The sequence below is a fragment of the Alsobacter sp. SYSU BS001988 genome (assembly GCF_054796215.1).
The window spans coordinates 24417-37493 of sequence record NZ_JBTAMK010000003.1 but is presented as its reverse complement, the minus strand read 5'-3'; the positions used below and the strand labels follow the sequence as shown (position 1 = coordinate 37493).

The 13077-nt window shown below is 71.6% G+C and carries 10 protein-coding genes; 3 read left to right on the top strand and 7 right to left on the bottom strand.

Features of this window, described 5'->3' with window-relative positions; all coding sequences use genetic code 11:
• Nucleotides 1-59 precede the first annotated feature (59 nt).
• The 3 genes from ACYVO7_RS07250 to ACYVO7_RS07240 all read right to left on the bottom strand — a co-directional run bounded on the left by ACYVO7_RS07250 (nt 60) and on the right by ACYVO7_RS07240 (nt 4850).
• Nucleotides 60-2171: an ABC transporter ATP-binding protein/permease gene (locus tag ACYVO7_RS07250; protein WP_460449570.1), complete on the bottom strand. Its 2112-nt coding sequence runs from the start codon at nt 2169-2171 to the stop codon at nt 60-62.
• Nucleotides 2172-3124: 953 nt separating this feature from the next.
• Nucleotides 3125-4474, bottom strand: coding sequence for an omega-aminotransferase AptA (aptA, locus tag ACYVO7_RS07245; RefSeq protein ID WP_460449169.1), 1350 nt, complete (start codon nt 4472-4474; stop codon nt 3125-3127).
• Nucleotides 4475-4631: 157 nt separating this feature from the next.
• A complete protein-coding gene (locus tag ACYVO7_RS07240) occupies nt 4632-4850 on the bottom strand; it encodes a heavy-metal-associated domain-containing protein (RefSeq protein ID WP_460449168.1) in 219 nt (72 codons plus the stop codon).
• Between the two features lie 295 nt (nt 4851-5145).
• On the opposite strand from ACYVO7_RS07240, the gene ACYVO7_RS07235 reads away from it, so the two are divergent.
• Entirely contained in the window at nt 5146-6906 is a 1761-nt protein-coding gene (locus ACYVO7_RS07235) for an EAL domain-containing protein (protein WP_460449167.1), read from the top strand.
• Nucleotides 6907-7039: 133 nt separating this feature from the next.
• Nucleotides 7040-7918, top strand: coding sequence for a TIGR01459 family HAD-type hydrolase (locus ACYVO7_RS07230; protein ID WP_460449166.1), 879 nt, complete (start codon nt 7040-7042; stop codon nt 7916-7918).
• Nucleotides 7919-8015: 97 nt separating this feature from the next.
• On the opposite strand, the gene groL is transcribed toward ACYVO7_RS07230, so the two are convergent.
• Nucleotides 8016-9653, bottom strand: a complete 1638-nt coding sequence (gene groL / locus ACYVO7_RS07225) for a chaperonin GroEL (protein ID WP_460449165.1) — start codon at nt 9651-9653, stop codon at nt 8016-8018.
• A gap of 53 nt (nt 9654-9706) precedes the next feature.
• On the bottom strand, nt 9707-9994 hold the full coding sequence (groES, locus tag ACYVO7_RS07220; RefSeq protein ID WP_460449164.1) for a co-chaperone GroES: 288 nt from the start codon (nt 9992-9994) through the stop codon (nt 9707-9709).
• 245 nt (nt 9995-10239) lie between these two features.
• On the opposite strand from groES, the gene ACYVO7_RS07215 reads away from it, so the two are divergent.
• Nucleotides 10240-11685, top strand: a complete 1446-nt coding sequence (locus tag ACYVO7_RS07215) for a lipopolysaccharide biosynthesis protein (RefSeq protein WP_460449163.1) — start codon at nt 10240-10242, stop codon at nt 11683-11685.
• Here ACYVO7_RS07215 and ACYVO7_RS07210 read toward each other — a convergent pair.
• On the bottom strand, nt 11660-12556 hold the full coding sequence (locus tag ACYVO7_RS07210; protein ID WP_460449162.1) for a DMT family transporter: 897 nt from the start codon (nt 12554-12556) through the stop codon (nt 11660-11662). The two genes, ACYVO7_RS07215 and ACYVO7_RS07210, sit on opposite strands and share 26 nt — an antisense overlap.
• Entirely contained in the window at nt 12553-13074 is a 522-nt protein-coding gene (locus ACYVO7_RS07205; protein ID WP_460449161.1) for a GNAT family N-acetyltransferase, read from the bottom strand. Before ACYVO7_RS07205 ends, ACYVO7_RS07210 begins: the two co-directional genes overlap by 4 nt.
• Nucleotides 13075-13077: the final 3 nt, after the last annotated feature.

The following is a 13077-nucleotide window of genomic DNA, read 5'->3' as shown; positions in this document are numbered from 1 at the left end:
TCCTGGCGCTCGCATGCTTTGGCGCGAAAAGCGGGTTTCCACCTTTTCGCAGCATGCTTCTAGGCCGTCGCCTTCTGGGGCGCCTCTTCGGGCGTGAACACGTCGCCGGCCGGCTCCATCGCCAGGTGGCGCTTGTGCATGGCGAGGAGCGTCGAGCGGTGCCCGATCGACACCACCGTGGTCTGGGGCAGGCGCTCGGCCAGCGTGCGGTAGAGCGCCGCCTCGCCGAGTTCGTCCAGCGCCGAGGTGGCCTCGTCCAGGAACAGCCAGTCGGGCTTGGCCAGCAGGGCCCTGGCGATGGCGACCCGCTGCTGCTCGCCGCCCGAGAGGCGCTGGGGCCAGATGTCCTCGTCGTCGAGGCGGTCGACCAGCGCCGGCAGCCTCGCCGCCGTCAGCGCCTCGCGGATCTCGGCGTCCGTGAAAGCGCCGCTGATGGCCGGGTAGGTGACGGCGGCGCGCAGCGTGCCCATCGGGATGTAGGGGCGCTGCGGCAACAGCATCACGCTCTGCCCCTCGGGCACGACCACGCGGCCGTCGCCATAGGGCCAGATGCCCGAGATGGCGCGCAGCAGCGTCGACTTGCCGGATCCGGACGGGCCGGTCAGCAGCGTCGCCTCATGCGGCCGCAGCGCCAGCCGGTCCACCTTCACGATGGTGCGGCCGTCCGGCAGGGCGAGGTCGAGCCCGTCGACATGCACCTCGGTCGCGCCGGCCTTCCGGGCGACTTCGACGCGGGGCGGCTTGTGGCCGAGCTGGCCGGCCGATTCGAGCGCCACGTTGAACGTGGTCAGGCGGTCGATGACGGATTTGTACTCCGCCAGGCTGACATAATAGCTGACGAAGAAGTTGAGCGCTCCCTCGACATTGCCGAAGGCGCCGGCGGTCTGGCTCATTTGGCCGAGCTGGATCTTGCCGGCGAAGTAGAAGGGCGCGGCGATCACATAGGGGATGATCGGGCTGATCTGGCCATAGGACGCCGTGAAGGCGAGCAGGCGTTTGCGCACGCCGACGATCTGCCAGAAATTGGCCAGCACCGAGCCGAACCGGCCCATGACGATGCCGCGCTCGGCGCGCTCGCCGTCCAGCAGGGCCACCTGCTCTGAATATTCGCGCAGCCGGGCCAGCGAGAAGCGGAAATCGGCCTCGTAGCGCTGCTGGGTGAAGTTGAGCGGCACCAGCGTGCGGCCGATCAGGTGGGTGATCAGCGTGCCGACGCCGGCGTAGATCAGCGCCACCCAGAACAGGAAGCCGGGGATCACCACGTCGGTGCCGGGGATCGTGAAATCGGCTGAGATCGTCCACAGGATGATGGAGAACGACACCAGCGAGCTGACCGTGGCCAGCAGGCGGATCGAGAAGCTGTAGGTGGAATCGATGAAGCGGTCGATGTCCACCGCGATGCGCTGGTCCGGGTTGTCGGCGCCGATATTGGCGAGCGTCATGCGGTAGTGGCGGTGGTCGCCCAGCCATTCGGTGACGAAGCGGTCGGTCAGCCAGCGGCGCCAGCGGATGGTCAGGCCGGACTGGACGACATATTCGACGATGGCGCTCGCGATGTAGATCGCCACCCAGAGCAGGAAGACGGTGAACAGCAGCGACCAGAACGCCGCGGCGTTCTTCTCCTGGATGGCGTTGAACCAGTCGCGGTTGAAGAAGGACAAGCGCACCGAGATGCCGACCTGCGCCTGGTTGACGACCACGAGGAACACGATGGCGACCGCGGCGAGGCGGCTCTCCTTCACCTGGAACGCGCCGAAGGGCCAGATCCGGGCCACGCCGACCTCGCGCGTCTCGAAATAGAGGTCCGCGATGCGGGTGATGGTGCGGATCACATGCAGGTGCGAGGCGAGATACACGATCACCCCGAAGACGCCGACCGTCACCGGCAGGCTGGACGGTACGGCGAGGTCCGCCATCGCTTCAGGCCAGAGCCGGCCGCGGACCAGCAACACGATCGCGCCGGTGACGATGTACTCCACCGCGAAGATCGACACGAAGATGCGCAGGAACACCGAGATGGCCGCCGACCGCCAGGTCGCGCCCGCCAGCAGCAGCCCCACGAAGGCCAGTCCCAGGGCGACGCGGTCGTCCCTGACCGCTCCGAAGATCGCCGCCACGACGGCGCCGGCCAGGACGGCCGCGGCGAGCGGCTTCAGCTTGGATCCTTGCATCAAGGGTCGGTCTCCCATCGCGGGCGCATCGCCCGCCGTCGCGAACGGCGCGAAGGCTTAGCACGCCGCGCCGGCGAACCGAAGCGGCCGAGACGCCGCCGCGTCCCTCGCCCCTCTCGGCCTCGAGAAGAGCGCCGTCATCCGAGGCGGCGCGGTGCGCCGGGCAAGGGATCCAGGAGGGTGGGACATCGGCGTCCTTCGCCCGGCCTTCCTGGATCCCCTTCCCGCGCCTGCGGCGCGCCGGGGATGACGGGGTGGGTGGGGCCGGGATGTTGGAGAAGGGCCGCAGCCGGCCCCCTCGCCCCGGAACGGGGAGAGGGCTGGGGTGAGGGGCGGTGGAGCTTGGCTGGATTTCGGCCCCTCATCCGGCCCTTCGGGCCACCTTCTCCCCGTCCCGGGGAGAAGGAAGCGCCTTTATCTCCGCAGCCTTTCGGCCCGGAGGTGGAGGGCGGCGCGGAGCGGCGTCGCTGGGGGCCCCACGGCGAGTGGGGTAGAGAAAAGTGAAGCCGGGAGGCCGCCAGGCCCCGCCGCTCCGCGCGCAGCGTTGGAGGATGAAAGGAAGATCCCGGGGCGCTTTCAGCCCCTTCGCGCTTCGCTGGTCGGACCTTGTCTTCCGTCCGCCGCCTCGAACCGGGTGGTGAGCCCGGCCTTCGGCGGCCGCCGCCCCTGGTCCACGTCCTCACGCCTGCAGACGCCCCTCCGTGGACCAGAGCATGGACAGAGTTATAGGAATATTAGCCGCTTGTCAAGCGTCATCCCCGGCGGCGCGCAGCGCCGGGAAGGGGATCCAGGAGGGTTGGCGAGGGGCGCCCTTCGTCGGCCTCCTGGATCCCCTTCCCGCGCCTGCGGCGCGCCGGGGATGACGGGTGGTTTCACGCAAACGCCCCCTCATCCTGAGGAGCGTCGCCCCTGGGCGATGCGTCTCGAAGGACGAGGGCGTGTGGGGAGGGGCGCTACGCGACGGCGCGGATGACCTTGCCGAGCTTGTCCACGAGTTCGCCGATCTGCTCCTCGGAGATGATCAGCGGCGGCGTCACCGCGATGGTCTCGCCGGTGATGCGGATCATCAGGTCATGGTCCCGGAAGGCGCGGTCCATGGCCTCGAAGGCGCGCTTGCCGACCGCGTCGGGGCGCGACGCGAGGTCGATGGCGCCGACCATGCCGACGGCCCGGATGTCGAGCACGTTGGGAAGGCCCTTCAGCGTCATGATCGCGTCGATCCACTTCGGCTCCATCGCCTTGGCGCGCTCGAACAGGTTCTCGTCGCGATAGAGGTCGAGCGTCGCCAGACCGGCGGCCGCCGCGAGCGGGTGGCCCGAATAGGTGTAGCCGTGGAAGAGCTCGATGGCGTTCTCGGGCCCGTTCATGAAGGCGTCGTAGATGCCCTTGCGGGCGATCACGCCGCCCATCGGCACGGTGCCGCTGTTCACCGCCTTGGCGAAGGTGATCATGTCCGGCACCACGCCGTAGCGCTCGGCCGCGAAGGCGTAGCCGAGACGGCCGAAGCCCGAGATCACCTCGTCGAAGATCAGCAGGATGCCGTGCTTGTCGCAGATCTCGCGCAGGCGCTTGAGGTAGCCCTTGGGCGGCGGCAGCACGCCGGTGGAGCCGGCCATCGGCTCCACGATCACGGCCGCGATCGTGGAGGCGTCATGCAGCGTGACGATGCGCTCGAGGTCGTCGGCCAGATGCGCGCCCCATTCGGGCTCGCCCTTCGTGAAGGCCTGCTCCTGCCGGTTGTAGGTGTGCGGCAGGTGGTCGACGCCGGCCAGCAGCGAGCCGAAGAACTTGCGGTTGTTGACGATGCCGCCCACCGAGATGCCGCCGAAGCCGACGCCGTGGTAGCCGCGCTCGCGGCCGATCAGGCGGGTGCGCGAGCCCTGGCCCTTCACGTTCCAGTAGGCCAGCGCGATCTTCAGCGCGGTGTCCACGGCTTCGGAGCCCGAATTGGCGAAGAACACGTGGTCGAGGTCGGCCGGCGCCAGCGCGGCGATGCGCGAGGCGAGCTGGAAGGCCTTGGGGTGGCCGAACTGGAAGGTGGGCGCGAAATCGAGCTCGGCCGCCTGCTTCTGGATCGCCTCCACGATGGGGGAGCGGCCGTGGCCGGCGTTGCAGCACCACAGCCCGGCGACGCCGTCGAGGATCTTGCGGCCCTCGGGGGTGATGTAGTGCATGTCCTTCGCGCCCGCGATCATGCGCGGGTTCTGCTTGAAGGAGCGGTTCGCCGTGAAGGGCAGCCAGAAGGCGTCGAGGTCGTTCGGGGCGGCGTCGCGGCCGGACAGGTGATCGTGAGCGAGTGACAACGGAGCCTCCGAACGGTCGGGCGAGATGGGGAATTCTCGATGGAACCGTATCAGCGCCGCCTGCCGGGCGAAAGCAGCCGCAGCCGCCGCGGATGCGAAACTGCGGCGCGTCGCCGCAGCGTTTTCGAAGATTGTGCGACGCGCCGGCCCTGGACCGTCACGCCAGCGGGACGGCCTCGTAGCCAGCCTTGGTGATCGCCTCGGCGAGGCCGTGCGGATCGGCGCTCGTGCGGGCGTTGACGCGCGCATTGGCGAGGTCGACCGACACCTCGGCCGCGGGATCGATCTTCTTGACCACGCGGGTCACCGCATTGGCGCAGCCGCCGCAGGTCATCCCCTGCACGGCCAGCACGACTTCGGGCGCGCCTTCGCTCATTCTCGGCTCCTCATGCGATCGCCGCGCCGTGGCGGCCTGTCCCCTCCAGATAGGCGCGCCAGGGCGCGCGGCCAAGGAGGCGACCCCGGCGGGGGCGCCCGGAGCCTGAAAAAAGCCGGGCATGACGCGGCTTTGCCTGGGAAAACGGCTTTCCCGAGGCGGGCCGATGCGACACTCTCTCGCCATGCAAGATCGGCTGGGCGCCGCAGGGCGATTCGCGCGACTTGCGCGCCGCCAAGCGGGCGGCCGTTGAACCGAAACATGAAGCCGAGCCAGCCGTGAAGACCCGCATCCCGTGAAGGACAGGCTCGAACCCCTCGCCATCTTCGGCGGCGTCGTCGCCGTCTCGCTCGCGGTCGCGGTGGCGGCGTGGTCGGGGCTGGGCGCCTCATGGCCCTATGCGGCCCTGGCCGGGATGGTCTCGTCCGTGGCGCTCCTCGTGACCGCGGCGCAATGGCGGCGCGGCGGTGCGCTCGACGCGCAGGCCCGGGCCAAGGTCGCCGCGCTGGAGGCGCAGCTGGCGGAGCTGCGCGCGGAGCTCGCCGGCATGGGCGATCGGCTGGCCGTCCTCGACACCGCCATGGTGGAGTACAGCCGCAAGACCGTGAACGCCGTGGCGTCGGAGCTCGACCTCGTGGGCTCGGTGGTGCGCGACCTCGCCCAGACGGTGGCGATGCACGACGCCGAGCTGTTCGCCAAGGCCGACCCGCATCCGTCGCCCGCCCCCGCCCCCGTGCGGACGGAAGCGGCCGCCTGGGCGGAAGCGGCGGCCGCGCCTGAACCGGCGGCGCGGATTCCGGCGGCCCCGCCCGCCTTCGCCGCGCCCGACGGCCGCCAGCCGGAGCGGCCGGCGGGCTTGTCCGCCGCGGATGCGGCCCTGGTCGCCCGGGCCATCCTGCAGGACGGCGTCGAGCTGCAGCTCCAGCCCATCGTGGCCCTGCCCAGCCGCAAGGTGAGCCTCTACGAGGCGCATATGCGGGTCCGGCTGGCCGACGGGCGCGTCGTCGCCGCGCCGCAGGTCATGAGCCTCATGCGACGGCCCGCCGCCGAGCTCGCGGCCCTCGGCCTGACCCAGGCCGAGCAGCGCGACCTCGCCGGGCGGCTCGACGCGTTCCTTCTCGCCACCATCGCCAAGATCGCCCGGCACCTGCTGGGCCGGGGCCGCGACGCGCCCATCCTGTGCGCGCTGAGCCCGCAGGCGCTGGTCGACCCGCAGGTCTACCGCGCCCTGGCCGAGCTGAAGCGGACCGAGCCGGACCTTGTCGGCAGGCTGCTCCTCCAGCTGGGCGTGGACGACGTGGCGGCGCTCGGGGCGCTGGACATCGAGGGTCTGGAGGCCATCCGAGCGCTGGGTTTCCGCTTCGCGGCGAACGGCCTCGATCATCTCGGCCTCGACAGCCGCGCGCTGTTCGACCGCGGCTTCCGCTATGCGAGCGCGCCGGCCTGGCTGCTGATCGAGGCGGCCGAGGGCGCGGTCGCGACGGAGATCCATCCGGCGGACCTCGCCGGGCTCATGGCCCGCCATGGGCTGACCCTGATCGTCGAGGACATCGACGCGGAGTCGACCATGGCCGAGCTCGCCGATTTCGGCGTGACGCTCGGCAAGGGCGAGCTCTTCGGCGGGCCGCGGCCCGTCCGCGCCGAGGTGCTGGCGGGCCAGCCGCCCGAGCCCGCCCCGGTCGCCGCGCCCCCGCCCGCCGCCTCCCCGGCCCCGCCGACGACCGCGCGGGCGCGCATGGCCGCCGCGGCCTCCGGGCCGGCCCGGGCGCCGGCGGGTTCGCCCGCCCCGCTCGCCACGGGCGACCGCGCCCTGAACCAGGCGGCTGCGAGGCTCGGCCCGGCGCCGTCCCCCGCCCCGGGAGCGCCCGCCCCCGCGGCGCGCGCGCCCTCCGCGCCGCCTGCGGGCGGCAACGCGATCGCGGCCGCGCCGGCGCGGCGGGCCGACGGCGCGCTGGCGCCGGCCAGCCCGGCCGCCCCGCCCCGCCCCGCCGCGGGCGACGTGGACGAGATGCGCCAGTCGCTGCGCGCCTTCCTGAGCCGCTCCAACGGCGCGTGAGGCGCGGGCGCGCGCCTTGACTCGCGTCCCCCGGCCCTATAGCCGCCCACCTGACGCGATCGGCGTCACGCAATCGCCCGCCCGCCCGTCCGCCCCCGGATGCGCTGCGCCAGGCGGCGCCAGCCGGTGATCCATGACCCTATCGACCCCCCCTACCCCCATCCTGACCGGCGTCCGCGGCTGGATCGACCAGTTCGACCTGATCCTGTGCGACATCTGGGGGGTGCTGCATGACGGGCTGACCGGGCATCCGGGCGCCGCCGACGCGCTGCGGCGGTTCCGCGAGGGCGGCGGCACGGTGGTGCTGGTCTCCAACGCGCCGCGGCCGGCCATTTCGGTCGTGCCGCATCTCGACCAGCTCGGCGTGCCGCGCTGGGCGTGGGACGGGGCGGTGACCTCCGGCGACGTGACGCGGGCGATGCTGGAGGAGCGCGCCGACGCACCCTATTTCTGGCTCGGTCCGGACCGCGACGAGCCGCTCTTCCAGGGGCTGGCGGCGAAGCGGGTCGCCTTCGGGGACGCCTCCCTGCTCGTCTGCACGGGGCTTCTGCACGACGAATACGAGACGCCCGAGCACTACGCCGGCATGCTGGCGGAGGCCCGCGCGCGCGGCATGACCTTCCTGTGCGCCAATCCGGACCTGGTGGTGGAGCGCGGCGGGGAGCTGGTCTATTGCGCCGGCGCCCTGGCCGACGCCTACCAGGCGCTGGGCGGCGAGGCTGTCTACGCCGGCAAGCCGCACGGGCCGATCTACGAGGCGGCCCGGGGCATCGCGGCCTCGCTGCGGCGCGAGCGCACGCCGGAGAGCCGGATCCTGGCCATCGGCGACGCGCTGCGCACGGACGTGGCCGGCGCGCATCTCATCGGCTGCGCCTCGCTGTTCGTGGCGCGCGGCATCCACACGCACGAACTGGGCATCGCCGACAGGCCGCTGCACGAGGAGGGGCTGGCGAAGCTGCTCTCCAGCGCGCCCGTGCGGCCGACGGCGGCCATCGACAAGCTGGTCTGGTAGGCCGCCGGTTCGCCGGCCTCGGCCCGCGACGCAAAAAGGGCGCCCTTGCGGGCGCCCTTTTCGTTTCTGGTCTCGGAGGACCGAGCGGATGGACGTCTTAGAAGTCCATGCCGCCCATGCCGCCGCCGCCGCCCATGGGCATGGCGGGCTTGTCCTTCGGGATCTCGGCGACCATCGCCTCGGTGGTGATCAGCAGGCCGGCGACCGAAGCCGCGTCCTGCAGAGCCGTGCGGACGACCTTCGCCGGATCGACGATGCCGGCCTCGAGCATGTCCACGTACTTCTCGGTCTGGGCGTTGAAGCCGAAGGTCTCGGACGGGTTCTCGCCGATCTTGCCGACCACGATGGAGCCTTCGACGCCAGCGTTCTCGACGATCTGGCGCAGGGGCGCCTCGAGGGCCTTCATCACGATGTTGATGCCGGCCTGGACGTCCGGGTTGTCGGACTTCAGCTTGGAGACGGCGCCCTTTGCGCGCAGCAGCGCGGTGCCGCCGCCAGGAACGATGCCCTCTTCCACCGCAGCGCGGGTGGCGTTGAGCGCGTCGTCCACGCGGTCCTTCTTCTCCTTGACCTCGACCTCGGTCGCGCCGCCGACGCGGATGACCGCGACGCCGCCCGCGAGCTTGGCCAGACGCTCCTGGAGCTTCTCACGGTCGTAGTCGGAGGTGGTCTCCTCGATCTGCGCCTTGATCTGGTTGACGCGGGCCTCGATGTCGGAGCGCTCGCCGGCGCCGTCGACGATCGTGGTGTTCTCCTTCTCGATGCGGACCCGCTTGGCGCGGCCCAGCATGTTGAGGGTGACCGACTCCAGCTTGATGCCGAGGTCCTCGGCGATCATCTGGCCGGCGGTGAGGATCGAGATGTCCTCCAGCATCGCCTTGCGGCGGTCGCCGAAGCCCGGAGCCTTCACGGCCGCGACCTTGAGGCCGCCGCGCAGCTTGTTGACCACGAGGGTGGCGAGAGCCTCGCCCTCGATGTCCTCGGCGATGATCAGGAGCGGCTTGCCGGTCTGGACCACGGCCTCGAGGATCGGCAGCATCGCCTGGAGCGACGACAGCTTCTTCTCGTGGATGAGGATGTAGGGGTCCTCGAGCTCGGCGACCATCTTCTCCGCATTCGTGATGAAGTACGGGGAGAGGTAGCCGCGATCGAACTGCATGCCCTCGACGACGTCGAGCTCGGTCTCGGCGGTCTTCGCCTCCTCGACCGTGATCACGCCCTCGTTGCCGACCTTCTGCATCGCCTGGGCGATCATCTCGCCGATGGCGGTGTCGCCGTTGGCCGAGATGGTGCCGACCTGGGCGACCTCGGCGGAGGACGCGACCTTGCGGGCGCGGTTCTTGATGTCCTCGAGGGCCGCGGTCACGGCGAGATCGACGCCGCGCTTCAGGTCCATCGGGTTCATGCCGGCCGCGACGGCCTTGGCGCCTTCCTTGACGATCGACTGCGCCAGCACGGTCGCGGTCGTCGTGCCGTCGCCGGCGATGTCGTTGGTCTTCGAGGCCACTTCGCGCACCATCTGGGCGCCCATGTTCTCGAACTTGTCCTCGAGCTCGATCTCCTTGGCGACAGTGACGCCGTCCTTGGTGATGCGGGGAGCGCCGAAGCTCTTCTCGATGACGACGTTGCGGCCCTTGGGACCGAGCGTCACCTTCACGGCGTTGGCGAGGATGTCCACGCCGCGCAGCATCTTCTCGCGGGCGTCGGAGGAAAAGCGTACGTCTTTGGCAGCCATGACGTCATGCTCCTTGAATGGGATTCAGGAAAGGGCGGGTAAAGGCAGTCCGATCAGGCGACGACGCCCATGATGTCGGACTCCTTCATGATCAGGAGGTCCTGACCGTCGATCTTGACCTCGGTGCCGGACCACTTGCCGAACAGCACGCGGTCGCCGGCCTTCACGTCGAGGGCGACGAGCTTGCCGCTCTCGTCACGGGCGCCGGGACCAGCCGCCACGATCTCGCCCTCCTGGGGCTTCTCCTTGGCGGTGTCGGGAATGATGATGCCGCCCTTGGTCTTCTCCTCCGACTCGAGACGGCGGACGACGACGCGGTCGTGCAGGGGACGGAACTTCATGGTGATATCCTCTCGGCGACGCGCACGGGGCGCTGAAGCTGGCACGAAATGGGAGGCCTGTTAGCACTCTCATGGGAGGAGTGCCAACCGGGCCGTTGTGGAGATAAGAGGCGCAGGCGAACCTGTCAAGACGAACCGAAGCGAGAACTTCGCGGCTACGCGCCGGCGCGGCCCATTGGTTAACCGCGGCGGACTAGGGTGGCCCGAAACGCGCGCGTCGCGCGGAGCCGACCGGACTTGGCGCCATGGCGGTGATCGCCAGTTTCCTGTTCAACGCCGTGGCGAACTTCGCCCTCGGCCTCCTCGTCGCCCGACTGCTGGGCCCGGAGGCGTTCGGGGTCTACGCCGTCGCCGTCGCGGGCGCGGCGACCGTCACGATCCCCGCGCTGGACTGGATCCGGCACGCGGCGACCCGCTTTTACTCCGATCGGGCGCGGACCGATACCCCCGACGTCAGGGCCACCCTGGACCGCCTGCTGCTGTGCGCCGGCGCCGTCGCGGCGGCGGGGGCGGGCCTGTGCGGCGCGGCGGGCCTCGCCGGGGCGTGGACCGGCGGGGCGGTGGCCGGCCTCGCCGTGCTTCTGGCCCTGCTGGGGACGACGCTCGACTATTTCGGCGCGCTGGCGCGGGCGCTCTGGCGGACGGGCGAGTACGCCCTCCTGGTCGTCTCGCGCAACGCGCTGGCGCTGGCGGCCGTCGGGACCGCGGCGGCCCTCACCGGCGACCCGGCCTGGACCCTCGCGGCGGGCGTGGCCGCCCTGGCCGGCGCGGCGGCGCTCGGCGCCGCCCGGCTGCGCGATCCCGATGCGCCGGCCGGGAGACCCGATCATGCGCTGGCCCGCCGCTACGCCCGCTACGGCCTGCCGCTGGTCGCCGCCGGCGCGGTCGCCATGCTGCAGGCCTTCGCCAACCGCGCCGCCATCGCGGCCCAGTTCGGGTCGGCCGAGGCGGGCCAGTTCGCGCTCGCCTACGACATCAGCATCAGGGCGGTGGCCATCTCGGGCACGGCGCTGGACCTGCTGCTGCTCCAGCGCGCCGTGCAGGCGCACGCCACGCGCGGCTTGCGCCGGGCGGAGCGGCAGGCGGCGCGCAACATGGCCCTGATCCTCGCCGTGCTCGCGCCGCTGCTGGTGGGCTACGCCGTCCTGCTGCCGGATTTCGAGGCCGTGTTCGCGCCGCCGTCCTTCCGCGGGCCCTTCGCGACGCTGAGCCTGGCGCTCGCGCCCGGCCTCGCCTGCTGGGCCGCGATGGCCTTCGGGCTCACGCCGGTGTTCCAGATCTCGGGCCGCACGCTGCCGCTGATGGTCCCGGCGGCCGTGTCGCTGGCCGTCAATCTGGCGGCCGGCGCCGCGTTGTCCCGGCCCTTTGGGGCGCTCGGCTATGCGGTCGCCTTCAGCATCGGCATGGCGGCGGGGTGCGCCCTGCTGCTGGCGATGGCCCTGCGGACGAGCCGGCGCATGTTTCCCCGCGGCGGAGAGATCCTGGCCATCGCGGTCGCGACGCTCGCGATGGCGCTCGCCATCCAGGCGGCGCGGGCACGCCTTCCGGCCGGGTTCGACCTGGCCGCCATGGCGGCCCTGGGCGCGGCGGTCTACGGCGCCGTCCTGCTGGCCTTCGACGCCGGCGGGAGCCGCCGCCTGCTGCGGGCCGTCCGGAGGATCGCCGTCAGGCCGGGGCGGGCCGCCGCTTGACGAACAGGATCAGCGAGCCGAGCACGATCAGCGCGGCGCCGGCGGCGGCCGACCAGGTGGGCAGCTCGCGGAAGGCGATGTAGCCGATCGCCGAGGCCCAGATGAAGTTGGTGTATTCGACCGTGCCGACCTTGGCTGCCGGCGCGCGCTTGAACGCGCCCGCATAGCACAGATGGCCGAACGTGCCGAGGAAGCCCGCGGCCAGCAGCCAGGGCCAGTGCGCCGCGATCAGCGCGCCGGGATCGCCGAGCGCCAGGGAGAAAGGCAACACATAGGCCATCGCGATGAGGTTCTGCAGGGCGACGATGCCGACCAGGTGGTCGCTCGACGTGCGCGCCCGCAGCATCACCATGGCGAGCGCGTAGAACAGCGCCGCCGCGAGCGCCGCCGCCACGCCCCACAGGTCCCGCCCCAGCGTGGAGACGCCCAGGCCCTTGCCGGCGGCGATCACCAGCACGCCGGCGAACGACACGGCGATGGCGAGCGCGACGGCCGGGGCCACCTTCTCGCCCAGCATCACGCGCCCGAGCAGCGCCATGAAGACCGGCGCGAGATAGCTGAACACCACGGCCTCGACGAGCGACAGCACCGAGAGCGAGTAGAAGAAGCACAGCGCCGTGAGCACGACCACCAGGGTGCGCAGCAGGTGGGCGCGCAGCATGGCGGCCCCCGGCCAGGGCGGGCGCACGACGAAGGCGAGCGGGACGGACCAGACGACGCCGAAGACGTAGCGCCCGGCCACGAGGTCGATGGTGGCGAAGCGGTCCGACAGACCCTTCATGATGGCGTCCATGACGGTGAGCAGGATCGCGCCCGCCATCGCCATCCAGATCGGCGCGGAGGAGAGGTCGTGCCGCAGCGCCGGCTTCATGACGCTCGCGCGGCCAGGGCCGGCCCGGCGTCGAGATCGCGGGCGAACCCGAACTCCAGCGTGACGCCGGCGTCGTGCAGCGCGCGGACGCCGGCGACGCGCCGGAAGCCGTGCTTCAGGTAGAAGGCGTGCCCGCGGGTGAACCGGCTGTCGGACCAGAGCGCGATGCGCCGCCCTCCCCCGGCGCGCGCGAAGGCGATCGCGCGCTCCAGCAGCCGCGCGGAAAGCCCGCCGCCGCGCTCCGGGGCGGCGACATAGACCTTGAAGAGTTCGAAGACGCCGGGATCCTGGTTCGGCGCGACCGCCAGCGAGCCGACCACGGCGCCGCCGCGCTCGGCCACCCACATCGCGCCGCGCCGCGCCGCGAAGGCGCTGGCCGGCGCGGCGAGTTCGGGGAACTCCTCCGGAACGAAGGGGCAGTCCTCGTATTCGGCGAAGACGGAGCGGATGAGGTCGGCCAGCGCCGGTCCGTCCGCATCGACGGCGGGGCGGATGAGGATGTCGGGATCGGGGGTCATGGC